A 23,385-nucleotide genomic window follows, 5' to 3' on the forward strand; every position below is an offset into this window, starting at 1 on the left:
CGTTGCCGAACAGCTCGCCGAGATCGATGACGCGCTGTCCGTCGATGTCGAGCCCCCACTGGGGCCACAGCCGCTGCCGCCGTGGCCGCCCTGCCCTCGCGCTCGCCCGTCCTCGCCGGTCCGTCCGCCGGAATGTCGCGATCCGGCGCCTCAAGGGCGCGCCGGGCCGTCCGGGGCGCCACCCTGTCCGCACCGCCGTGTGACGGCGCTTTCTGCCGCTCCGCCGTGTCCATCGACATGTCACTCCCCACTGCCAGCAGACCGCTCGCCCCGTGTCCGAAGACACGACTCTCCAGCGGCTGCCCGGCTTGCGCTGTTTTACGCCGCCCGGTTGCGGGACGCGGCTCCTGTGGCCGATTCCTCCCCCAACTCCCATAGAGAAGGACGAACAACGCGCCTTCAAGATTCCCACGGACCGTAAAGATCCGGCCAACTGGCCAGCCGTTCCGGTCGCGTCCGGCCCGGTCGCCGTCGCAGGCGGGCAGGACACAATCTCCCGCAATGGGCGGACAACTCCCCATGACGTGCCGTGGGCCCGGGCGTTCGGAATCCGGACCGGTCTTCGAGTTACGTGCGTGTCAGTAGTAGGCTCGCGCCGTTTATTGACGTACATGTGTACCCCCTGTCGGAGGGGGTCGAGCTGGGGGAGGCCATGCGCTTTCGCGGGAAGTCGATCCGCCGGAAGATCGTGGCGCTGCTCCTCGTGCCGCTGGTGTCCCTGATCGCGATCTGGGGCTTCGCCACGGTACTCACGGGCCGGGAAGTGGCCCGGCTGTTCCATGTGTCGTCCCTCGTCGAGGAGATCGGCTACCCCACCGAGGACGCCGTCCGCGTCCTGCAGCAGGAACGCCGCCAGACCCTCGTCTACCTCGCCGACCCCCGGGCCTCGGACGCGCTGTCCGCGCTGCGCACCACCCGGGACGCCACCGACGACGCCGTCGCCGAACTCCGCGCGAACGCGACGAACCCGGATGTCCGTGACGACATGGACGCGGACGACGACGAACACGTCACCGCCGTACTGGACGCTCTGGAAGGCATCGACTCGCTCCGGCGCAGCGTCGAGGAGGGCACCGTGACCCGGTTCCAGGCCCTCGACCAGTACAACCGGCTCGTCGACCCCTGCTACTCCCTCCTGGCGGCCCTCGACGGCGTCGACAGCGTGGAGCTGGACAAGCAGGCCCGCGCCCTGGTGAACGTCACCCGCGCCCGCGAACTGCTCTCCCGGGAGGACGCCCTCCTCGGCTCCGCCCTGGTGGTCGGGAAGCTCTCCCGGGACGAGATCCGCGAGGTCTCCGACCTCGCCGCCCAGCGCACCCTGCTGTACGACATCAGCCTGCCGGTGCTCCCGCCGACGGAGCGTGAACGCTTCCGGAGCTTCTGGAAGAACGCCACCACGGCTCCGCTGCGCTCGGCCGAACGGTCCGTCATCTCCGCCGCCCCCGGCACCCCCCGCACCGTCACCGCCAAGAGCTGGGACGCGGCCGCCGGCAACGTGCTCGACGATCTGGCCACGCTCAACGACCAGGCGGGCGACCGCTACCAGGACCGGGTCCGCCCGGACGCGATGGGCGTCATCGTCAAGGCGTCCGTCGCCGGGGTCCTCGGCCTGGTCGCGCTGCTCGCCTCGCTCGTGCTGTCCGTCCGCGTCGGCCGGAACCTCATCCGCGACCTGCGGCAACTGCGCCTGGAGGCCCACGAGGCGTCCGGTGTACGGCTGCCCAGCGTGATGCGCCGCCTGTCCGCGGGCGAACACGTGGACGTGGAGACCGAGGTCCCGCAGCTGGAGTACGACAAGAACGAGATCGGCGAGGTCGGCCAGGCGCTCAACACGCTCCAGCGCGCCGCCGTAGAGGCCGCCGTCAAGCAGGCCGAACTGCGGGCCGGCGTCTCCGAGGTCTTCGTGAACCTCGCCCGGCGCAGCCAGGTCCTCCTGCACAAGCAGCTCACCCTGCTCGACACCATGGAGCGCCGGACCGAGGACACCGACGAACTCGCCGACCTGTTCCGTCTGGACCACCTGACGACCCGTATGCGCCGGCACGCCGAGGGCCTGGTGATCCTGTCCGGCGCCGCTCCCTCCCGGCAGTGGCGCAAGCCGGTGCAGCTCATGGACGTCGTCCGGGCCGCCGTCGCCGAGGTCGAGGACTACGAGCGCGTCGAGGTCCGTCGGCTGCCCAGGGTCGCCGTCACCGGCCCGGCGGTGGCGGACCTCACGCATCTCGTCGCCGAACTGCTGGAGAACGCCACCGTGTTCTCCCCGCCGCACACCGCCGTCCAGGTCCTGGGCGAGCGGGTCGCCAACGGCTTCACCCTGGAGATCCACGACCGCGGTCTCGGCATGGCGGCCGACGCCCTCCTGGACGCCAACCTCCGGCTCGCCGAGACACCGGAGTTCGAGCTGTCCGACACCGACCGGCTGGGCCTGTTCGTGGTCAGCCGGCTCGCCCAGCGACAGAACGTCCGGGTCTCCCTCCAGCCGTCGCCGTACGGCGGTACGACGGCCGTGGTGTTCATCCCGGACACCTTGCTGTCGGACGACGTGCCGGACACCAACGGCATCGGCTTCCGCCTCGACCGGCCCCGGCCGCCGAAGGAAGCCGAACCGGAGAAGACCCGCCGCGCCCCGCTCTCCACGGCGTCGGGGCAGCTGCCCGGCCTGTCGCCCGCGCTTCTGGACGGTCCGGTCGAACTGGAGGCCCCCGTCGGCCTGGACGCCCTCGGCGGCTTCCCGGGCGGGCTCGACGACGAGGAGAGCGAACGCGGCGGACTGTTCCGGCCGCGCCGCTCCCCTTCCCACGCGGAGGACATGACCGGGGTCCGCCCGGACGAGGTGCGCGGGGAACCCCAGGGCGCCGGAAGCGGCGCCCGCCCGGCCGGCCCGGACGACGACCTCGACGCCCCGGTCCCGCTGCCCCTGCGCCGGGCACCCAAGCTGGTCAGCTCGCACGGACGGCCGGTCACCGAGCAGCGGTCGCGCCGCGAGGACGCGGACGAGGAGCCCCCGGCGGGCCCGGACCGGACACGCCCGCAGGCGGCGGCCCCGCTGCCCGCACGCCGGCGAGGCACAGGCCCGCAGCGCCGGGCGACCGGCGTCCCCGACCCCCTCGACGAGCAGCGCACCGACGCGGCGAGGCCCTCGACCGGGCCGGCCTCCACCGGTCACGAGTTCGGTGAGACGCCCGGGGCACCCGTGCTGCCGCGGCGCACCCGCCGTACCGAGATCGCGTCGAACGGCCCCGAGAGCCTGGGCGGTGCTTCGGCCGAGGCCTCCCGCGACGCCGACGACCACGCGGCGCCCCGGGCGCCCGGCTCCGGCCCGGCATGGCAACGGCCCGGTGCAGGACCCGGTTTCGGCTCCGGCGCCGCAGCTCCAGGTCAGCAGCCCCGTTCAGGTTCCGGAGCCGGATCCGGGCCCGCGGGACAACAGGCCGGCTCCGGATTCGGATCCGCGGGACGACAGACGGCGGGCTCCGGCTCGCCGCGAGGGTCCGCTCCGCAGGACAGCCGTTCCGGAGCGGCTCCGCTGCCCCGTCGGGTGCGGCAGGCCAGCCTGGCTCCGCAGCTGAAGAAGGGCCCCGAGCGGCCCACCGACGACCGGGCGGAGCTCGACGAGCGGGACGCCGACGAGGTACGCAGCCGTATGGCCTCCCTCCAGCGGGGCTGGCGACGCGGCCGCGAGGAGAACGCCGCGGGCGACGACGCCCACAGCGGCACAGCACCACAACGAACGACAAAGGGAGACGGTCGATGACCGCACCGAAGGCGACCGGCCACACCGCGACCGACAGGTCCGGCGAGCTCAACTGGCTCCTGGACGACCTGGTGGACCGTGTCGCGAGCATCCGCAAGGCCCTTGTGCTGTCCGGCGACGGCCTGCCGATCGGGGTCTCCGCGGACCTGAGCCGGGAGGACAGCGAGCACCTGGCCGCCGTGGCCTCCGGATTCCACAGTCTCGCCAAGGGCGTGGGCCGCCACTTCGAGGCGGGCAGCGTCCGGCAGACGGTCGTGGAGCTTGACGACGCCTTCCTGTTCGTCACCGCCGCCGGGGACGGCAGCTGCCTGGCCGTGCTCTCGGACGCCGACTCGGACGTGGGCCTGGTCGCCTACGAGATGACGCTCCTGGTCAAGCGGGTCGGCGCGCATCTGGGCGCCGCTCCGCGCGCCGATCGGCCCCAGGGCGGGTAGTGGAATGACATGAGCACAGACGGTCAGGGAAGAAGTCACTGGTTCGACGACGAGGCCGGGCCGGTCGTCCGTCCGTACGCCATGACACGCGGCCGCACCACCAGTGCGGCCCAGCACCGCCTCGACGTCATCGCGGTGGTCGTCACGGAGATCCACGCGGACGACGCGGAAGGGGACCACACGCTGTCCCCGGAGCACGTGGACATCGTCGATCTGTGTCGTCAGGCCCCGCAGTCGGTCGCCGAACTGTCCGCCGAACTCGACCTGCCCATCGGAGTGGTACGGGTCCTCATAGGGGACCTCGTGGACGCGGAGTTCGTCCACGTGAACCGGCCCGTGCCCCCGGCGGAACTGCCGGACGAGAGCATCCTGCGCGATGTCATCAACGGCCTCAGAGCGCTGTGACCGAAACGCCCCCGCCCCGAAGGAGGCTGCTTCGTGAGCACCGCGAGGCGCTCACGGACGGACTGTGCGCGGCGCTCGGCGTCCAGGTCCCCCACCCCCATCAAAGCAGGAGAAGAGATCGATGATCTTCGGGCGTTCTGAGCGCGGCGGCAAGCCCCCGGTCGAGCCCGTCACACTCAAGATCCTGGTGGCCGGCGGCTTCGGCGTGGGCAAGACCACCCTTGTCGGCGCGGTCAGCGAGATCAAGCCGTTGCGCACCGAGGAGTACCTCACCGAGGCCGGGCGCCCGGTCGACGACATCCGCGGCGTGGAAGGCAAGCACACCACCACCGTGGCCATGGACTTCGGCCGCATCTCGCTGCGCGAGGACCTTGTGCTGTACCTGTTCGGGACTCCGGGGCAGGAGCGTTTCTGGTTCATGTGGGACGAGCTGTCCGAGGGCGCGCTCGGCGCCGTCGTGCTCGCCGACACGCGCCGCCTGGAGGACTCCTTCGCCGCCGTCGACTACTTCGAACGGCGTTCCATACCGTTCGTCGTCGGCATCAACTGCTTCGAGGGAGCCGTCCGTTACCCGGAGAGCGCCGTACGCCAGGCACTCGACCTCGACGACGGCGTACCGCTGCTGCTGTGCGACGCCCGCGACCGGGAATCCGTCAAGGACATCCTCATCGGGGTCGTCCGGCACGCGATGGCGTTCACGGCGGAGCGCCGCCAGACCGTCACGACGTGACACGGACAGCGGCCCGGACCCCGCCGGCAGGGGTCCGGGCCGCTGTCCGTGAGCGCGGCGCACGCGCGCGTGGAGCCTAGTTCTCGCCGTCCTCCAGCCAGCCGAAGCTCTTCTCCACCGCCTTGCGCCAGCTGTGGTACTCGCGGTCGCGCACCGACGCGTCCATGGAGGGCGTCCACTCCACATCCTGTCGCCAGTGCGCCTTGAGTTCGTCGAGGCTGTTCCACACGCCGGTGGCGAGCCCGGCCGCGTACGCGGCGCCCAGACAGGTCGTCTCCGAGACCCTGGGCCGGATCACCGGCACGTCGAGCACGTCCGCCTGGTGCTGCATCAGCAGGTGGTTCTTCGTCATGCCGCCGTCCACCTTCAGGGTGGTGATCCGCACCCCGGAGTCCTGGAACATGGCGTCCACGACCTCCCGCGTCTGCCAGCTCGTCGCCTCCAGCACCGCGCGCGCGAGGTGCGCCTTGGTGACGTACCGGGTCAGCCCGGTGACCACACCGCGCGCGTCGGAGCGCCAGTACGGCGCGTACAGACCGGAGAACGCGGGCACGATGTACGCGCCGCCGTTGTCCTCGACGCTCGCCGCCAGGGGCTCGATCTCGTCGGCGGTACGGATGATGCCGAGCTGGTCGCGGAACCACTGGACCAGCGCGCCCGTGATGGCGATGGACCCCTCCAGGCAGTACACAGGCGCTTCGCCGCCGATCTTGTAGCCCACCGTCGTCAGCAGCCCGTTCTTCGACGGCACCGGCCGGTCGCCGGTGTTGAGCAACAGGAAGCTGCCCGTGCCGTACGTGTTCTTCGCCGCGCCCACGTCGTAACAGGCCTGCCCGAACACCGCCGCCTGCTGGTCGCCCAGCGCGGAGGCGACCGGCACGCCCCCGAGCTGGCCGACCGCCGTGCCGTACACCTCGGCGGACGACCTGATCTCGGGCAGCACCGCCTCGGGCACGTTCATCGCGGCGAGGATGGACGGATCCCACTGGAGGGTCTCCAGGTTCATCAGCATGGTCCGCCCGGCGTTGGTGACGTCGGTGACGTGCCGCCCGCCGTCCGTGCCGCCGGTGAGGTTCCAGATCAGCCAGGAGTCGATGGTGCCGAAGGCGATCTCACCCCGCTCGGCACGCGCCCTCAGGCCCGGCACGTTGTCCAGCAGCCAGGCCGCCTTGGGCCCGGAGAAGTAGCTGGCCAGCGGCAGCCCGGTCTGTTCGCGGAAACGGTCCTGCCCGTCCGGGCCGCCCAGGTGCCGGCACAGCGCCGACGTCCGCGTGTCCTGCCAGACGATCGCGTTGTGCACGGGCTTGCCCGTGGCGCGGTCCCACAGGACCGTCGTCTCGCGCTGGTTGGTGATCCCGAGCGCGCTGAGCTGGTCGGCGCGCAGTCCGGCCTTGGCGAGCGCGCCGGCGACCACCGCCTGGACCTTGGACCAGATCTCGGTGGCGTCGTGCTCCACCCAGCCCGGCTTCGGGAAGATCTGGCGGTGCTCGCGCTGGTCGACGGCGACGATCGCGCCGTCGTGGCCGAAGACGATGCAGCGGCTGGAGGTGGTGCCCTGGTCGATCGCGGCGACGTACTTCTCGGCGTTGTCCGTCATGGCTACCCCTTGGGCTGGGTTCAGGAAGGCTGCTCGTGCTGCTCGAAACTGCGCGGAGGCTGCTCAGAAGGCTGTGTTGAAGGCTGTGTTGTAGAAATGCGGAGGCCGAGGTCGCGCGCCGGGTTGACGGCGTAACCGGTGGGCCACTGCTCATGGCGGCTCCTAGGCCCTGGCCCGGGACGGTCGGTCCCGGTCCTCCGTGCAGGGTGCGGCTCCCTTGGCGGACAGCCGAGGGCAGGAAGGGTCCCGCGCCCCGCCCGGCGTCCGCGACGCGCGTGCCGTCGCAGCCGGTCGCCCGTGGGGGAGGGGCCTCGGCTCAGGCAATCCCGCGCGGCACAGTGCCTGAATACGCCGAGAATGTATGGCGATGTCGGCTGACACCGGAAGTGTTCACCGGCGTCCAGGGAGCGTCAAGGTCGCTGACGACAACGGTTGACGGGCATGGGTCCGCACCGACAACCGCGGACTCCCGGACGCACACTCGCGCCCCTGTCGAACGCCCGCCAGTTCCGCCCTGGCGGTGGGGAGCTGGCGGACGTCGGTGGTCGTGCGGCTGCCGCACCGCTTCACGCTCGGCTTCGGCTCAGCGCGCTGGAACCCGCGGGTGTTTGCTGCTCGGGCTGCTGCCCCGCCTATCCCACCCCCGCGGTCGCCGCTCCCGACCCGCGACGGATCTCGTGCCCCGGCAGCCCGGCGTGCCCCAGTACCCAACTCGCCCCGTCCAGTGCCTTCGCGGCCTGCTTCAGCGGGGCCAGGCAGGCGGCCGCCTCGCGGTGACCGGGCACGCTGCCCGGCACGCACACCACCGTGGCCAGGGACAGCGTGACCGGCCGTCCGCCCGCCGACCAGGGGACGTCCAGCACGGAGGCCGCCAGTGGCTCCAGCCCGTCCGGGTCCGTAAGCACCAGGAAGTCGTCCCCGCCGATGTGGCCGACGCGGGTACCGCCGGACTCCGCGTGCTGCAGCGCCCGCCCCACCGACCGGATCAGCTCGTCGCCCGCCGCGAACCCGGCCCCGTCGTTGACCTGTTTGAAGTGGTCGACGTCCAGCCAGCTGAGCGCGAAGGTCCGCCCGTCCGCGATCCGCCGGTCCACCTCACCGGTGATCGCGTCCGAACCGGGCAGCCGGGTCAGCGGATTGAGCCCGGCCGCCTCCTCGACCCGGCTCTCGGCCAGCGCCCGCACCAGGTCCGCCAGTCGTACGACGCCCACGCACCGGCCGTACCGGTCGACGACGGCCACGTCGTCCGACGTGCGGTCCCGGTCGCCCACGGCCACCACGTCCAGGACCTCCCACGCGGTGGCGTCGACGCCCACCGTCCGCGGCGGATCCCCGAGCCTTGCGGCGGGCCGGTCGGCATACAGGGCGTGCCCGTAGCGCCCCGACATGGACAGCAGGAAGCGGGAGCGGTGCACCGACCGCACCGGCATCCCGTCCCGGTCCACGAGCAGCACCCCGGACACCTCCGGCGACCCGGTCAGCAGCGCTCGCACCTGGCTCGCGGACGCGGTGGCGGGCAGCAGCGCGGCGGGCCGTACGAACTCCCGCACCGTCGGCCCCGGCCGCACCGTCCCCGTGACGGCGGCGGAGCGGGGCGGCACGTACACGTCCGCCGCGGGCAGCCGGGACGGCGGAGCGAACAGCTCGCCCTGCGCCAGTTGCGCACCGGCCGCCAGGGCGGCCGCGTACTGCCGTTCGGTCTCCACGCCCTCGACGCCCACCAGCGCGCCCAGCTCGTCGCACAGGGTCCGCATCGCCCGCATCGCCGCCGGCCGCGCCAGCAGCGACGCGTCCAGTTTCACCAGGTCGGGCGCGAGGTCCGTGAGCAGCCGCAGGGGGACGTCCCCGTCGCCAATCCCGTCCGCGCTGATCCGGAACCCCTGCTCCCGCAGCCCGCCGACCGCCTCCAGCAGCGCCGACTGCGGAACGTGCGCGCAGGGCGGGCCGACGTCGATCGTCACCTCCCAGGGCAGCCGCCCCGCGCCACGCACGGCGTCGTGCAGCGGGGTGAGCCCGCCCAGGTCGGCGAGGGTGCCGGCGAACACGTTGACGTGCAACGGCAGCAGCGTCTCCCGGCGCACCGCCGTACGGACTGCCAGCACCGCCAGACGGCCGTCGAGTTCGGGGTCGCGCCGGGCCTCGGCCAGGATGTCGCCGGTCTCCGGGCGGGCGAGTATCTCCAGCCCCGCGACCCCGCCCGTCGTCAGGTTGACCACCGGTTGGAAGGCGAAGCGGAGAGTATCCGTCCAGGAGCGCACGGGAGCATGATGGCGCCGTCGGCGCGGGCCCAGGCGCAGTTCACGAGACGTTCACGCAGCATTCCGAGCCGGTCACGCACCGTTAGGGGGAGCCCTTGCTCCGCGATGTGCCGCAGGGTCCGCCCGAGCAGCCGCCCGCCCGCCCTCACCGCACCGCGATCACCGCCGACCCGTGCCCGAACAGCCCTTGGTTCGCGGTGATCCCCACGCGCGCGCCCGCGACCTGCCGCTCGCCCGCGGCTCCTCTCAACTGCCAGGTCAGCTCGCAGACCTGGGCGATCGCCTGGGCCGGAACGGCCTCTCCGAAGGAGGCGAGCCCCCCGCTGGTGTTGACGGGTGTGCGCCCGCCCGGAGCCGTCACGCCCTCCCGCAGCAGCTTCACCCCCTCGCCCTCCCCGCACAGCCCCAGATCCTCGTACCACTGCAACTCCAGAGCGGTGGACAGGTCGTACACCTCGGCGAGGGAGAGATCCTCGGGCCCGACGCCGGCCTCCTCGTAGGCCGCCCGCGCGATGGACGCCCGGAACGTCTCGGTGGCCGGCTCGACCGCCGCCGCGGAGTCCGTCGCGATGTCCGGCAGGTCCAGCACCGTGTTCGGATAACGCGGTGTCACCGTGGACACGGCCCGGATCCGCACCGGCTCCGCCACCCCCCGTCTCCGCGCGAACTCCATGCTCGACAGCACCACGGCCGCCCCGCCGTCGGAGGTGGCGCAGATGTCGAGCAGCCGCAGCGGATCGGCGACCACGGCGGAGGCGGCGACCTCCTCGGCGGTGACCCGCTTGCGGTAGCGCGCGTACGGATTCAGCGCGCCCATGGCGGCGTTCTTCACCTTGACCTGCGCGAAGTCCTCCGGGCTATCCCCGTGCACGGCCATCCGCCGACGCGCGTACAGTCCGAAGTACGTCGGGTTGGTCGCTCCCAGCACCCTGAAGCGCAGCCAGTCCGGGTCGTCGGGCCGGTCCCCGCCGGCGGGCCGGAAGAAGCCCTTCGGGGCGGCGTCCGCCCCGACCACGAGCACCACGTCCACCAGGCCCGACAGGATCTGCACGCGCGCGGTGTCGATGGCCTGCGCCCCCGAAGCGCACGCCGCGTACACGCTCGTGACCCGGGCTCCCTGCCAGCCCAGCGCCCTCGCGAACGTGGCCCCGGCCACGTATCCCGGATAGCCGCCGCGCACGGTGTCCGCGCCGACGACGGAGCCGACGTCCCGCCAGTCCAGCCCGGCGTCCGCGAGCGCCGCCCGGGCCGCCACCACGCCGTACTCGACGAATCCACGCCCCCACTTGCCCCATGGGTGCATGCCCGCGCCGAGCACCGCCACCTCTCCCGTCATGCCGTCACCCCCGTCGGCCGCCACTGCCAGGTCGTCCAGATCCGCTCCGCGTCCTCATGGAGCACGCCGGGCACGGCCTCCACCTCCATGCCCACCGTCAGATCGGCGACGGTGACCCCCGGGACGGCCTGTCCCAGAACCACCATCCGCTCTGCCTCCAGCTCCACAGCGATCAACGCGTACGGCTCCCACGGAAGTTCCGGGTCGGTCACATAGGGTGACGGAGGCCGGTAGCGGCCGTCCGTGTACGACCAGACGCGCCCGCGCCGCGAGAGCGGCACCTCCTCCAGATCACCGCCGGCGCACCCGGGATTGCGGCAGTGGACCTCCTCGCGGGGAAAGAACACCGAGGCGCAGGCGCGGCAGCGGGTACCGAGGAGCCGGAAGTCCTCCCCGTCGCCGGTGAACCACCCGGCGACCACGGGTGTCGGTGTACGTGACACGGTCCCTCCCCACCGCCGCAATCTGACGGAACGTCAGAAGTCTGTCACGGGCGACGCCGCATGGGCAGACCCGTCACAGATCCGTCGTCGGGGCACCTCTCCCCGGCGGCGACCGCGTCCGACCGCGTCCGATCGCATCCGATCGCTTCCCCGAGGCAACGCGCACCTGATAGATGCAGGAGACATGACACGACTCTCCCGCGCGGTACGCGCTCTGGTCACCGCGGTCACCGCCACCCTGCTGGCCGTCACCGCCACTTCCGCCACCGCCCGGGCCGGCACCGGGCCCAGGGCGCCGGAGGACTTCGTGGCCCTGAGAACCGTGGACCCGACGATCATCCAGGAGATGCGCTACGTCACCCCGCACAACTTCGTCGGCGAGCGCGTCGACGGCTACCGGCAGCCCCTCTGCATCCTGACCAGGCCCGCCGCGGAAGCACTCCACCAGGCGCAGCGCGAACTCCTGCGCCAGGGATACAGCCTCAAGGTCTACGACTGCTACCGGCCGCAACGAGCGGTCGACCACTTCGTCCGCTGGGCCCAGGACCTCGACGACCAGGCCATGAAGGGCGAGTTCTACCCGGACGTCGACAAGACCCGCCTGTTCGAGGACGGTTACATCGCCGAGAAATCCGGCCACAGCCGCGGCTCGACCGTGGACCTCACCCTCGTGCGGCTCCCGGCGAGGCCGACCAGGCCGTACGTTCCCGGTGAGCCCCTGGTGCCCTGCTACGCCCCCAGGGGCGAGCGCTTCCCCGACAACTCCGTCGACATGGGCACCGGGTTCGACTGCTTCGACACCCTCTCCCACACCCTCGACCCACGCATCCAGGGCGGCCAGCGCGCCAACCGCCTGCTCCTGAAGGACACCGTGGAAGACCTGGGCTTCGTCAACCTCGCCGAGGAGTGGTGGCACTACACCTACAGGCCCGAGCCCTACCCGGACACCTACTTCGACTTCCCGGTGTCCGCAAAATCGCTGACCCGCAGCCACTGAGCCTCATCCACCCCCGTCGACGCCTCGCCACCGGCGATCAGGCCTCCCCCGGACGACGCCGTTCCGATCATCGGATACAGTCCGCCGCGTGTCCGAAACTCAGTACTCCACCCCCAACTCCACGCCCGGCTCCCACTGTTCGAGCTGTGGAGCTCTCTACGGAGAGGGCGTCTCCGGCTGGCCCCGCACCTGTCCGGCCTGCCACACCGTGGCCTACCGCAATCCGCTCCCGGTCGCCGTGGCCCTCCAGCCCGTGTACGACACCCAGGGCGCCGCCCTGGTCGTCATCACGCGAACCATCGCTCCCGCGCGCGGGGGCATCGCCCTGCCCGGCGGCTTCATCGACGACCGTGAGGACTGGCGGCAGGCGGTCGTCCGCGAGCTCAAGGAAGAGACCGGCATCGACGCGGCGAGCCGCGACGTGCGGCTCGTCGACGCCATGAGCTCCCACGACGGACACCTGCTGCTGTTCGGGGGCCTCCCGGAGCGCCCCGCCGACGGCCTCCCGCCCTCCACGGCCACCGACGAGACGGCGGGCTGGCAGCTCCTGCGCAGGCCGGAGGAGCTCGCCTTCCCCCTGCACACCCTGGCCGTGCGGGCATGGTTCGAGGGCCGGTACGTCTGACCTCAGCTCGTCCCGAGCCCTCGTACGCGGACCGGGTGAGGCGGCTCGCTCACCCCGTCCTCACCCTCCCGCCCGACGACCACCCGCCGGCCCTCCCAGCGGGCGGCGTAGCGCTCGATCTCCGGTTCGTCCCAGCCGTCGCCCGCGTCCCGCACGACCAGCCCGCCCCCGGTCCGTCCCCGAGCGGGCGCCCAGACCTCCAGTTCCAGGCCGCCGTCCTCCCCACGCACCGGGACAACGGCACCTGCGCGCGCGAACACCGGAACGCGCCCCAGGGGAGCGTCCACGAGAACCTGCCCGGGCCCTTCGTGGACCTGCTCCGTCGCCGTGTCGTACCAGCGGCCCCGCGGCAGCTGCACCGCCCGCCGGTCCGCCCCAGGATCCAGCACCGGCGCCACCAGCAGGCAGTCGCCCAGCAGGAACGCGTCCTCGCAGTCGCGCAGCGCGCGGTCCTCGGGCGCCGTCCACCACAGCGGCCGCACATAGGGCGCTCCCGTACGCCGGGCCAGATGCGCCAGGGTCACGAAGTACGGCAGCAGCCGACGGCGCTCGACGAGCGCCACGCGCGCGTGCTCCAGCACCTCGGCACCGAACTCCCACGGCTCCCTGCGCCCCGCCCGCTCACCGGCGTGGGTGCGGAACAGCGGCAGGTAGGCGCTCAGTTGGAACCAGCGCAGGTACAGCTCGGGTGACGGGCTCCCGTCGAAGCCGCCCACGTCCGGCCCCGAGTACGGGACCCCGCACAGGCCGAGGCCCATGACCAGCGACAGCGACGCCCGCAGCCCCGGCCACCCGGTGGCGACATCACCGGACCACGCGCCGCCGTAGCGCTGCATGCCCGCCCACCCGGAGCGTGAGAGGACGAAAGGCCGCTCCTGGGGAGCCAGTGCGCACAGCCCCTCGTAGCCGGCCCGGGCCATGCACAGGGCGTACACGTTGTGCGCCTCGCGATGGTCCCCGCCGCGCCCTTCCAGGAAGTGCCGGGCCGACCGCGGCAGCGTCGACTCCCCGAACGCGGTGAACGAGGTCGGTTCGTTCATGGCGTGCCAGAAACCCGAGAACCCCTGGGCGAGCCGCTCCTCGTAGAGGCGGCCCCACCACTTCCGCACGCGCGCGTGCGTGAAGTCCGGGAAGACGGCCTCCCCGGGCCAGGTGACCCCCCGCACCAGCCGGCCCGCGGCGTCCCGTACGAAGGCGTCCTCGGCCGTGCCACGATCGAACACGTCGCCGCCCGGCTCGGCCTTGACCGCCGGATCGATGATCGACACCAGCCGGATCCCGTCCCGCCGCAGCTCCTCGGCGAGCTGCGGCAGCTTCGGGAAACGCTCGCTGTCGACCGTGAACACCCGGTGGCCTTCGAGGTGGTCGATGTCCAGATGGACCGCGTCGAGCGGCAGTTCGCGCTCCACGTACTCCGAGACGATCCGCCGCACCTCCTGTTCGCTGCCGAAACCCCACCGCGCGTGCTGGTGGCCGAGCGCCCAGACGGGCGGCAGCGCGGCCGCCCCGGTGAGAGCGGCCCAGATGAGCAGCACGCGCGCGGGAGTGCCCACCACCACCCAGCAGCGCAGCGGACCGCCGTCCATCCGCAGCTCCGACATGCCGTTGCGGTCGTGCCCGGACCCGGCGCCCTCCTCGCCCTCCCGCAGGGTCACCGTGCCGTCCCACGAGGTGTCGTGGAACACCAGGTGCGTGGCCGCGTCGGCCACCACCAGCTGCACCGGCATCGTGATGTACAGCGGATCGTCGCCGGGACCGAAGGGCCGGCCGGGATCGGTGTTCCACAGCCGGTACGTCCCGTCCCGCAGCCGCGGCCCCGAAGCACGGCCTCCGAGCCCGAAGAACCGCGCGTCCGCGGCCACCTCCGAGCGCTGCATCCAGCGCGCCGGGCCGCCGCCGACCGGCTCCCACCACCGGGGCGGCAGATCCCTGCGCAGGCTCACTCCTCCGGGCGTACACACCTCGATCGCTCCGTGCCGCGAGACGGAGACCGTCACGCGCTCCGCCACCACCCGCCAGCCGCCGTCCTTGTCCGGCTCCAGCACCGCCCGGGGGTCGGGCTCCGGGCAACGGCCCGCGAGCGCGTACGACGGCTCCGGAGCGGCCCCGTCCCAGCCCCAGAAGACAGCCCCGTTCACGGCGACGACGATCCGCAGCTCGGAGCGGCTGAACCGGACGACACCGCCCCCGGGCCCGGGCTCCACGTCCTGCACCGACCCCGGCACCCGGGCCCGCTCGGCGCCTCGCGCCGGCAGCCCGGTGGCATCAGTGCGCCTTCTGCGCCACGCGGCCCGCACGGTACGCACCCCCTGGGCCGCCCCCGCCGAACCGACCGCCTTCACCGAACGCACCAGGTCACGACCGTCCATGCTGCTCACCCTGCCATTGACCGGCCCACATGTGCGTGTCGTTCAACTTCCGTTCACCTGTGCCGGAACCACATCTTCACGACACGGACTATGGGGGGCTCGCCCTGGTGCGGATGTCGATCACATGGCATCGTCCGTGTCAGCCGCGTCACGCGCACACCCCAGCCCGTGCGCGGAGGACGCACACGACGCGCACAGTCCGGGAGCCGCTCATGCCGACCGTGAACCCCCAGCCGCTCTGGCAGCCCGATCCGGAACACATCGCCCGGGCACAGGTCACGAGATTCCAGTCCTGGGCGGCGGACCACCACGGCGCCCCCGCCGAGGGCGGGTATCCCGCGCTGCACCGCTGGTCCGTCGACGAGCTGGACACCTTCTGGAAGGCCGTCACGGAGTGGTTCGACGTACGGTTCTCGACCCCGTACGCGCGCGTGCTCGGCGACCGCTCGATGCCCGGCGCCCGGTGGTTCCCCGGAGCGACCCTGAACTACGCCGAACACGCCCTGCGCGCGAGCGCCACCCGCGCGGACGAACCGGCGCTGCTGTACGTCGACGAGACCCACGAGCCCCGCCCGGTGACCTGGTCCGAGCTGCGCCGCCAGGTCGGCTCCCTGGCCGCCGAGCTGCGGGCCCTCGGCGTACGCCCCGGAGACCGCGTCAGCGGCTACCTGCCGAACGTTCCCGAGGCCGTGGTCGCCCTGCTCGCCACGGCCGCCGTGGGCGGCGTCTGGACCTCCTGCGCCCCCGACTTCGGCGCCCGCAGCGTCCTGGACCGCTTCCAGCAGGTGGAGCCGGTCGTCCTGTTCACCGTCGACGGCTACCGCTACGGCGGCAAGGAACACGACCGTCGCGACACCGTCGCCGAACTCCGCCGCGAACTGCCCACCCTGCGCGCCGTCGTCCACATCCCCCTGCTCGGCACCGAGGCCCCCGAGGGCGCCCTGGAGTGGTCCGCCCTGACGAGCGCGGACACGGAGCCCGTCTTCGAACAGGTGCCCTTCGACCACCCGCTGTGGGTGCTCTACTCGTCCGGCACGACCGGCCTCCCCAAGGCCCTCGTCCAGTCCCAGGGCGGCATCCTCGTCGAGCACCTGAAGCAACTCGGCCTGCACTGCGACCTCGGCCCCCAGGACCGTTTCTTCTGGTACACGTCCACCGGCTGGATGATGTGGAACTTCCTCGTCTCCGGCCTCCTCACGGGCACGACGATCGTCCTCTACGACGGCAGCCCCGGCTACCCGGACACCGGCGCCCAGTGGCGGATCGCCGAACGCACCGCAGCCACCCTCTACGGCACCTCCGCCGCCTACGTCATGGCCTGCCGCAAGGCGGGCGTGCACCCCGGCCGCGATCACGACCTCTCCAAGGTGAAGTGCGTCGCCACCACGGGGTCGCCCCTGCCGCCCGACGGCTTCCGCTGGCTGCACGACGAGGTCCGCGACGACCTGTGGATCGCGTCCGTCAGCGGCGGCACGGACGTGTGTTCCTGCTTCGCGGGAGCCGTACCGACGCTCCCGGTCTACATCGGCGAGCTCCAGGCACCCGGCCTGGGCACCGACCTGCAGTCCTGGGATCCGAGCGGCCGGCCCCTCGTCGACGAGGTCGGCGAACTCGTGGTCACCAACCCCATGCCGTCGATGCCGATCCACTTCTGGAACGACCCCGACGGCAGCCGCTACCGGGCCAGCTACTTCGACACCTACCCCGGAGTGTGGCGCCACGGCGACTGGATCACCGTCACCTCGCGCGGCTCGGTCGTCATCCACGGCCGCTCCGACTCGACGCTCAACCGCCAGGGCGTACGCATGGGGTCGGCCGACATCTACGAAGCGGTCGAACGCCTCCCCGAGATCAGGGAGTCCCTCGTCATCGGCGTCGAACAGCCCGACGGCGGCTACTGGATGCCCCTCTTCGTGCACCTCGTCCCCGGAGCCGCCCTCGACGAGGCCCTCCTGGACCGCATCAGGCGGACCATCCGCGAACAGCTCTCACCGCGCCACGTCCCCGACGAGGTCATCGAGGTGCCCGGCATCCCGCACACCCTCACCGGCAAGCGCATCGAGGTGCCGGTCAAACGCCTCCTCCAGGGCACCCCTCTGGAGAAAGCGGTCAACCCCGGCTCCATCGACGACCTTGACCTGCTGCACTTGTACGAGGACCTGGCCCGCAAGCGCACCTGACCGCGTCCCCGGGGGCGGTCAACCTCCGTAGGTGGCCTCGGACTCACCGAGTACGGCGGCGAAGTCCGAGGCCAGCCGCGCCGCGTCGGCCGACGCGAGATCGGCCACGGAGATCCGCAGCCCCGGACCGGCCGCCATCCGGAACCGGGCGCCGGCCGCCACCCACCAGCCGTACGACCGCAGCCCGTTCACCGCGGCCGACTCGTCCCGCACGGGCACCCACAGGTTCATCCCGCTCGCCCCATGGGCCCCGATCCCGCGCGCCTCGAACTCCCCGAGCAGAGCGTTCCGGCGTGACGCGTACGCCGCCTCGGCGCGCGCCACCAACGCGCGCGTGCCGTCGTCGGTCAGCAGCCCGTACACGGTCTCCTGGAGCAGATGACTGACCCAGCCCGAGGTCAGCAACAACCGTCCGTCGTGCCGGGCCAGCGTGACCGCGTCGCAGGCGGCGGCCGCCCACCTCAGGTCGGTCCCGAGGAACTTGCTGACCGTCCGTACATGCACCCAGCGCGTCAGCCCGCCCCCGGTCAGCGTCCGCAGCGGCGCCTGGGCCACGGCGGACGCGTGGTCGTTCTCCACGACCAGCACGTCAGGCTCCTCCCGCAACAGCTCCACCAGTGCGTCGCGGCGCGCCGGGGAGAAGCGACCGCCGTACGGATTCTGCGCCCGCGGACTGCACACCAACGCGCGCACCCCTGCCCGCAGCGCTTCCCGCAGGGCCTCGGGCCGCACGCCCTCGTCGTCGACGGCCACGGGAACGATCCGCAGCCCCAGGGCCGTGACCAGATCCAGCAGATGGTGGTACCCGGGATCCTCCATGGCCACGGCGTCGCCTGGCCGCACTTCCACGGACAGCAGCCGCCCGATCAGGTCCAGCGCCCCGTGCGCGAACGTCACGTGCTCCACCGGCACACCGTCGGGCCGCAGCCAGTCGCGCACGGCGTCCTCGAGCCGCCGCAGCCGCGGGGCCGACCGGTGCGAACGAGCCCCGGGGGACAGGCGCGAGGGCGGCACAAGACGGGGCAGCAACTGGGGATCAGGATGCCCGCCGGACAAGTCCCGCAGCCCCTCCGGCACTTTGGGCGGCCGCCGGGACGCCACCGCCGGAGCGGGCGCCACCACGGTCCCGCCGCGCCCGCGCGTGACCACGATCCCGCGCTGCCGCAGCTCCTTGTAGGCGGTGGCGACCGTCCCCGGACTCACCCCCAGAGCATCCGCCAGCCGCCGCACGGGCGGCAGCGCGACTCCAGGCCCCAACGCCCCCTCCACGACGCCCCGTTCCACGGACGCGGCAATCCCCTTGGCTGTCGTCCCACTGATCCCATATTGTATTGCCACGTTGCCAAGTATGTATCAGTACATAAATGGAAGCAAGGGGGAGCAGTGCATCCGATACGCCGCGCAGCCAGATGGTCGAGGGCCCTCCCCGGTGGGCGCGACGGACGCAGAATGCTCGGCACGGCCCTGGTCGACCGCATCGGCAGCGGGCTGTGGACATCCGTCTCCGTCCTGTACTTCACCTACGCGGCCGGTCTCTCCGTCGCCCAGGTCGGCACACTCGTCGCCCTCGCCGGGGCCGTCGGAGTCGCCGGAGCACCGATCGGCGGCCACCTCGCCGACCGCTTCCCGCTCACCCGCGTCCTGCCGGCTCTCCAACTGCTGCGCGCCCTGGCCTCCCTCGCCCTGCTCACCACGGACGACTACCTCCTGCTGCTGGCCTTCTCGTCCGTCGGCAGCCTCGGCGACCGCGCCGCGAACGTGCTCACCAAGCTCTACGCCACCCGGGTCGCCGGACCGGGCCGCGTCCGCTACCAGGCCGTCCAGCGAACCGTCGCCAACGCCGGCTGGGCCCTGGGCGGCCTCGCCGCCGCGGGGGCCCTCGCCCTCAACACCACGGCCGCGTACCAGTGGCTCCTTGCCGGCGACGCCCTCTCCTTCGTCGCGACCGCACTCCTCACCCTGCGCTGCGGCGAACCCCCGTCCTCCTCCCGCACGATCACCACGTCGAAGAGCTCCGAACGCCCGGCCCCACCGGCGAACCCCTGGCGCGACCGCCCCTACCTCGCCTACGTGGCCACCGAGACCGTCCTCTTCCTCGACGACGCCGTCTTCAAGGTGGGCCTGCCCCTGTGGATCGCCCACGCGAGCAACGCACCGCACGGCCTCGCACCCCTGCTGCTCGTCCTCAACAACGTCATGGTGGTCGCCCTCCAGGTCCCCCTGGCCCGGTTCGGCACCACGTCGGCCGCCGCCCGCGACCTTCTCGTCCCGCTCTCCGCCTCCTTCGCGCTGGGCGGCGTCGCCATGGCGTTCTCGGCGACCGGCGGCCCGGTCACGGCCACGCTCCTCCTCACGGCGGTGGCCGTCGCCTTCACCGTCGCCGAGATCCTGCACGCCACGGTGTCCTGGGAACTCTCCGTCGCCCTCGCTCCCGAGACCTCCCTGGGCGCCTACCTGGGCGTCCACGGCATCGCCCAGTCCGCCCAGCGGAGCATCGGGCCACTCGCCGTCACCGCGGCCATCGCCACCGGCCCCGTCGGCTGGACCACCTTCGGTGCCACCATCGCCCTGACCTGCCTGATCCAGCGCCGGCTCGTCCGAGACCGCCTCGCCCGGACCTCGTTGTCAGTGCCGCCGGTTACTGTGAGTGAGCATTGATCGACTGCGCACAGGGGGAAAAATGGCGCACACCGACCACCGGACCATGCGGCGCGTCCTGCGCCGCGAAATCGCCGGCACCATCGGCCTGCTCACCGACGAGCACGACTTCCGGGCGATGCGGCGCTACCGCACCTTCACCTTCGACGACCACACGACCTATCTCCACCAGGTGGAAGACCTCCTCAGGACCCGCGCCGCACAGGGCAGCCACACCACCGTCGCCCTCTTCGACCCGCAGGAGTACGCCGAATACTGCGCGGAGACCGGCCTGGACCCAGACATCCCGTCCAGCCGCACACGCTTCACAGCGCGACTCGCCACGACAGGCCCCACCGTCCCGTACGACGGAAGGCCCCTGACCGAACTCGTACCGGCCCTGGTGGACGAAGCCGTCCGACAGGCCACCTGGGAGTACGCGAGCACCCTGCTGGCCCGCCTCGGCACGTGCGCCTCCTGCGGCGAGGACATCAGCCGCGCGTCCTTCATCCGCGCCTCGCACCTGCTCGTCCGCATCCTCGACACGGCCCACCCGGGCAACCGCCACCTCGTCTGCAGCGTCACCGGCACCCCGGAAACCCTCGTCTCCGTACTGCACGCCGACGAGGACGCCGACGGCGCGACCCAGCTCGACGAGGCCGAAGCCCTGGAGTTCACCACCGTCCTGGCCCTCGGTCTCGGCACCCACAGCCCCGGCGGCCTCGTCATGCGCACCAGCGCCCCGGACACCCCGGACCGCGTCTACGGCTGGCGCCTGCGCGCCGAAGGCCTCGAACCCCTCACCGCCGGAGAAGTCTTCGACGCCTACTGCACCGACATCGATTCCGGCGACCTCATCTCCCCGGAGTCGGACGTCGACTACTGCGCACCACCCGACCTCGGCGACACCGGACAGGGGAGGGGACACCACCACTGAACGACTGGGGGCGCCCCACCCGCAGGTGGAGCGCCCCTCAGGGACAGCCGACGGCGGCCTCGGCCCGACTACTCGCCGGACAGCACCGCCTGAGCAGCGGTGCGCGCCTCCTGGGCACTGTCCGTCGCCCGGGCCGCGGCCGCGGCCCGCTCGCACTGCGCCAGCGTGTACTTCGCCAGCGTCGCCCGGACGTAGGGAATCGATGCCGCTCCCATGGAGAGCGAGGTGACACCCAGACCGGTCAGCACACACGCCAGCAGCGGATCGGACGCGGCCTCACCGCAGACACCGCAGCTCTTGCCCTCGGCCTTCGCCGCCTCGGCGGACAGCGCGACCAGGTCGAGCAGCGCGGGCTGCCACGGATCCTGCAGACGGGACACCGCGCCCACCTGACGGTCCGCGGCGAAGGTGTACTGCGCGAGGTCGTTGGTCCCCAGCGAGAGGAACTCGACCTCCCGCAGGATCGAGCGCGCCCGCAGCGCGGCCGACGGGATCTCCACCATCGCGCCGAACTTCGCCCGCAGCCCGGCCTCACGGCACGCGTCGGCGAACGCCTTGGCGTCGGCGCGGTCCGCCACCATCGGAGCCATGACTTCCAGATGGACCGGAAGGCCCTCGGCGGCCTTGGCCAGAGCCGTCAGCTGGGTGCGCAGCACCTCCGGGTGGTCGAGCAGGGTCCGCAGACCCCGCACGCCCAGCGCCGGGTTCGGCTCATCGCCCGGGGTCAGGAAGTCCAGCGGCTTGTCCGCCCCCGCGTCCAGCACCCGCACGACGACACGGCCCTCGGGGAACGCCTCGAGAACCTGCCGGTAGGCCTCGACCTGCTTCTCCTGCGACGGAGCGTTCTTACTGTCGTCGAGGAAGAGGAACTCGGTACGGAACAGACCCACACCCTCGGCACCGGCCTCGACGGCCGCGGGCACGTCGGCCGGCCCGCCGACGTTGGCCAGCAGCGGCACCTTGTGACCGTCGGAGGTGGCGCCGGGCCCTGACGAGCCCGCCAGCGCGGCCTTGCGCTCGGCGGCCTGGGCCGACATCCGCGCCTTCTTCTCCTCGCTGGGGTTCACGAAGATCTCGCCGGTACTGCCGTCCACGGCGATCATCGTGCCCTCGGCCAGCTCACTGGCACCGGGCAGCGCCACCACGGCCGGCACACCGAGCGCCCGCGCCAGAATCGCGCTGTGGCTGGTCGGCCCGCCCTCCTCGGTGACGAAACCGAGCACCAGAGCCGGGTCCAGCAGCGCCGTGTCGGCCGGCGCCAGATCGCGCGCGATCAGGACGTACGGCTCGTCACTGTCCGGCACACCCGGCATGGGCACCCCGAGCAAACGAGCGACGATACGATTCCGCACGTCATCGAGGTCGGCCACCCGACCGGCCAGGTACTCACCGGCACCGGCCAGCAGAGCGCGGTACGCGGCGAAGGCGTCGTACACCGCACGCTCGGCGGTGCTCCCCACGACGATGCGCCGTTCCACGTCCGCCATCAGCTCGGGGTCCTGCGCCATCATGGCCTGCGCCTCGAGCACCGCCTGGGCTTCGCCGCCCGCCAGATTGCCGCGCGCCATCAGGTCGGCCGCCACGGCTTCGACGGCCTTGCGGGCGCGCCCCTGTTCACGCTCCGCGTCCTGAGCCGGGTTCTGCTTGGCCGGCGGTTCGAGGACCGCCGTTCCCATGTGCCGAACCTCGCCGATCGCCACACCGTGGCTCACGCCGACGCCTCGCAGCGTTGTCTCCATCTCACCCGTCTCCGATAGTGCGGCGGGTCCCGCCGCCGCGGTTGGTTGCGCCTGTTCGCCGTCGTGCGACGGCACCGATGTCACTTCCAGACGAAGAGACTGTCGCCTGCCTTCACATCGCCGTCCTCACGAAGCTCGGAGAGGGCATCGGCCGTCGCTTCCAGCGCCACGACCGGGCAGACCGGGGACTTGCCCGCGGCCTCGACCGCGGCCGGGTTCCAGCGCACCACGCTCTGCCCACGCGTGACGGTGTCGCCCTTGTTCACGAGGAGCTCGAAGCCCTCGCCGTTGAGCTGCACCGTGTCGATGCCGAGGTGGGTGAGCACACCGTGCCCCTGCTCGTCGACCACCACGAAGGCGTGCGGGTGCAGCGAGACGATGACACCGCCCACCGGGGCCACGGCCTCGGAGGGCTCACGCACGGGGTCGATGGCCGTCCCCGGGCCGACCATGGCCCCGGAGAAGACCGGATCGGGCACTGCTGCCAGTCCGATGGCGCGTCCGGCAAGAGGGGACTGCACGGTGGTCATGGGAAGCCTCCCGGGGGTGGAGATCTATAGGGGCCGTCTCTGCCTGTCCCGGACGGCACACCGATCAGCAGGGTATGTCACAGGTAGTACCGGTTCCGCAGGAGAGCTGACGATAGTGGTCTAGACCATACCCGCAATCGATTTGCACCCGTCTCGCGGCCCCGTGTACAGTCGTACTCCTGCTCGGGGCTGAGCGACGCACCTGACGTCCTTGCCTGGCAGCACCCAACTTGTCAGATCCTATCTCGGGGTCACTCTTCTGCGTGCTCGCGGGACGGTGGTCAGAGGGCCGGAAAAACACTGGTAGAGTTGGGAACAGCGAAGGGAAGCGCCCGGAGGAAAGCCCGAGAGGGTGAGTACAAAGGAAGCGTCCGTTCCTTGAGAACTCAACAGCGTGCCAAAAGTCAACGCCAG

17 protein-coding genes are annotated in these 23,385 nt (G+C 72.1%); 9 read left to right on the top strand and 8 right to left on the bottom strand.

Annotated elements, in window-relative coordinates:
• Window positions 1–652: 652 nt before the first annotated feature.
• The 4 genes from ACWD0J_RS36940 (at window position 653) to ACWD0J_RS36955 (ending at window position 5,323) form a co-directional block, all read left to right on the top strand.
• On the top strand, window positions 653–3,754 hold the full coding sequence (locus tag ACWD0J_RS36940; RefSeq protein ID WP_451500246.1) for a nitrate- and nitrite sensing domain-containing protein: 3,102 nt from the start codon (window positions 653–655) through the stop codon (window positions 3,752–3,754).
• Window positions 3,751–4,188, top strand: a complete 438-nt coding sequence (locus ACWD0J_RS36945) for a roadblock/LC7 domain-containing protein (RefSeq protein WP_451500247.1) — start codon at window positions 3,751–3,753, stop codon at window positions 4,186–4,188. The genes ACWD0J_RS36940 and ACWD0J_RS36945 overlap by 4 nt, the downstream gene beginning before the upstream one ends.
• Before the next feature lie 9 nt (window positions 4,189–4,197).
• Window positions 4,198–4,593 carry a DUF742 domain-containing protein gene (locus ACWD0J_RS36950; protein WP_451500248.1) on the top strand — a complete coding sequence of 132 codons (396 nt, stop codon included), beginning with the start codon at window positions 4,198–4,200 and terminating at the stop codon, window positions 4,591–4,593.
• A 121-nt stretch (window positions 4,594–4,714) separates the two neighbouring features.
• Window positions 4,715–5,323: a GTP-binding protein gene (locus tag ACWD0J_RS36955; protein WP_451500249.1), complete on the top strand. Its 609-nt coding sequence runs from the start codon at window positions 4,715–4,717 to the stop codon at window positions 5,321–5,323.
• A 76-nt stretch (window positions 5,324–5,399) separates the two neighbouring features.
• Here the strand turns inward: ACWD0J_RS36955 and glpK are convergent, their stop codons facing one another.
• From glpK to ACWD0J_RS36975, 4 genes are all read right to left on the bottom strand, one after another.
• Window positions 5,400–6,920 (bottom strand): glycerol kinase GlpK, encoded by a 1,521-nt coding sequence (glpK, locus tag ACWD0J_RS36960; RefSeq protein WP_451500250.1) that lies wholly within the window; start codon window positions 6,918–6,920, stop codon window positions 5,400–5,402.
• A gap of 632 nt (window positions 6,921–7,552) precedes the next feature.
• A complete protein-coding gene (locus ACWD0J_RS36965) occupies window positions 7,553–9,178 on the bottom strand; it encodes an EAL domain-containing protein (RefSeq protein WP_451500251.1) in 1,626 nt (541 codons plus the stop codon).
• A 145-nt stretch (window positions 9,179–9,323) separates the two neighbouring features.
• Window positions 9,324–10,514 (bottom strand): lipid-transfer protein, encoded by a 1,191-nt coding sequence (locus ACWD0J_RS36970; RefSeq protein ID WP_451500252.1) that lies wholly within the window; start codon window positions 10,512–10,514, stop codon window positions 9,324–9,326.
• A complete protein-coding gene (locus tag ACWD0J_RS36975; RefSeq protein WP_451500262.1) occupies window positions 10,511–10,936 on the bottom strand; it encodes a Zn-ribbon domain-containing OB-fold protein in 426 nt (141 codons plus the stop codon). Before ACWD0J_RS36975 ends, ACWD0J_RS36970 begins: the two co-directional genes overlap by 4 nt.
• A 205-nt stretch (window positions 10,937–11,141) precedes the next feature.
• Between ACWD0J_RS36975 and ACWD0J_RS36980 the strand changes: the two genes are divergently transcribed.
• Window positions 11,142–11,954: a M15 family metallopeptidase gene (locus ACWD0J_RS36980; RefSeq protein ID WP_451500253.1), complete on the top strand. Its 813-nt coding sequence runs from the start codon at window positions 11,142–11,144 to the stop codon at window positions 11,952–11,954.
• Window positions 11,955–12,042: 88 nt separating this feature from the next.
• Window positions 12,043–12,579 (top strand): NUDIX domain-containing protein, encoded by a 537-nt coding sequence (locus ACWD0J_RS36985; protein WP_451500254.1) that lies wholly within the window; start codon window positions 12,043–12,045, stop codon window positions 12,577–12,579.
• Window positions 12,580–12,581: 2 nt separating this feature from the next.
• Here the strand turns inward: ACWD0J_RS36985 and ACWD0J_RS36990 are convergent, their stop codons facing one another.
• Window positions 12,582–14,948 carry a glycoside hydrolase family 31 protein gene (locus ACWD0J_RS36990; RefSeq protein WP_451500255.1) on the bottom strand — a complete coding sequence of 789 codons (2,367 nt, stop codon included), beginning with the start codon at window positions 14,946–14,948 and terminating at the stop codon, window positions 12,582–12,584.
• 212 nt (window positions 14,949–15,160) lie between these two features.
• On the opposite strand from ACWD0J_RS36990, the gene ACWD0J_RS36995 reads away from it, so the two are divergent.
• Window positions 15,161–17,128: an acetoacetate--CoA ligase gene (locus ACWD0J_RS36995; RefSeq protein WP_451500256.1), complete on the top strand. Its 1,968-nt coding sequence runs from the start codon at window positions 15,161–15,163 to the stop codon at window positions 17,126–17,128.
• 18 nt (window positions 17,129–17,146) lie between these two features.
• On the opposite strand, the gene ACWD0J_RS37000 is transcribed toward ACWD0J_RS36995, so the two are convergent.
• Complete coding sequence (locus ACWD0J_RS37000) at window positions 17,147–18,466, bottom strand: aminotransferase class I/II-fold pyridoxal phosphate-dependent enzyme (protein WP_451500257.1); 1,320 nt, start codon at window positions 18,464–18,466, stop codon at window positions 17,147–17,149.
• 111 nt (window positions 18,467–18,577) lie between these two features.
• On the opposite strand from ACWD0J_RS37000, the gene ACWD0J_RS37005 reads away from it, so the two are divergent.
• Window positions 18,578–19,786, top strand: coding sequence for an MFS transporter (locus tag ACWD0J_RS37005; RefSeq protein WP_451500258.1), 1,209 nt, complete (start codon window positions 18,578–18,580; stop codon window positions 19,784–19,786).
• A gap of 22 nt (window positions 19,787–19,808) precedes the next feature.
• Window positions 19,809–20,702, top strand: a complete 894-nt coding sequence (locus tag ACWD0J_RS37010) for a hypothetical protein (RefSeq protein ID WP_451500259.1) — start codon at window positions 19,809–19,811, stop codon at window positions 20,700–20,702.
• Window positions 20,703–20,770: 68 nt separating this feature from the next.
• Here the strand turns inward: ACWD0J_RS37010 and ptsP are convergent, their stop codons facing one another.
• Window positions 20,771–22,441: a phosphoenolpyruvate--protein phosphotransferase gene (ptsP, locus tag ACWD0J_RS37015; RefSeq protein WP_451500260.1), complete on the bottom strand. Its 1,671-nt coding sequence runs from the start codon at window positions 22,439–22,441 to the stop codon at window positions 20,771–20,773.
• 80 nt (window positions 22,442–22,521) lie between these two features.
• Window positions 22,522–22,971 (bottom strand): PTS sugar transporter subunit IIA, encoded by a 450-nt coding sequence (locus ACWD0J_RS37020; protein ID WP_451500261.1) that lies wholly within the window; start codon window positions 22,969–22,971, stop codon window positions 22,522–22,524.
• Window positions 22,972–23,385: the final 414 nt, after the last annotated feature.

The sequence above is a fragment of the Streptomyces sp. NPDC003011 genome, from assembly GCF_053591515.1.

Bases quoted from the DNA above. Each gene is read 5' to 3' on its own strand.
- ACWD0J_RS36940 (WP_451500246.1), top strand. From the start codon at position 653: ATGCGCTTTCGCGGGAAGTCGATCCGCCGGAAGATCGTGGCGCTGCTC.
- ACWD0J_RS36945 (WP_451500247.1), top strand. From the start codon at position 3,751: ATGACCGCACCGAAGGCGACCGGCCACACCGCGACCGACAGGTCCGGC.
- ACWD0J_RS36950 (WP_451500248.1), top strand. From the start codon at position 4,198: ATGAGCACAGACGGTCAGGGAAGAAGTCACTGGTTCGACGACGAGGCC.
- ACWD0J_RS36955 (WP_451500249.1), top strand. From the start codon at position 4,715: ATGATCTTCGGGCGTTCTGAGCGCGGCGGCAAGCCCCCGGTCGAGCCC.
- glpK (WP_451500250.1), bottom strand. From the start codon at position 6,920: ATGACGGACAACGCCGAGAAGTACGTCGCCGCGATCGACCAGGGCACC.
- ACWD0J_RS36970 (WP_451500252.1), bottom strand. From the start codon at position 10,514: ATGACGGGAGAGGTGGCGGTGCTCGGCGCGGGCATGCACCCATGGGGC.
- ACWD0J_RS36980 (WP_451500253.1), top strand. From the start codon at position 11,142: ATGACACGACTCTCCCGCGCGGTACGCGCTCTGGTCACCGCGGTCACC.
- ACWD0J_RS36990 (WP_451500255.1), bottom strand. From the start codon at position 14,948: ATGGACGGTCGTGACCTGGTGCGTTCGGTGAAGGCGGTCGGTTCGGCG.
- ACWD0J_RS36995 (WP_451500256.1), top strand. From the start codon at position 15,161: ATGCCGACCGTGAACCCCCAGCCGCTCTGGCAGCCCGATCCGGAACAC.
- ACWD0J_RS37005 (WP_451500258.1), top strand. From the start codon at position 18,578: ATGCTCGGCACGGCCCTGGTCGACCGCATCGGCAGCGGGCTGTGGACA.
- ACWD0J_RS37010 (WP_451500259.1), top strand. From the start codon at position 19,809: ATGGCGCACACCGACCACCGGACCATGCGGCGCGTCCTGCGCCGCGAA.
- ptsP (WP_451500260.1), bottom strand. From the start codon at position 22,441: ATGGAGACAACGCTGCGAGGCGTCGGCGTGAGCCACGGTGTGGCGATC.
- ACWD0J_RS37020 (WP_451500261.1), bottom strand. From the start codon at position 22,971: ATGACCACCGTGCAGTCCCCTCTTGCCGGACGCGCCATCGGACTGGCA.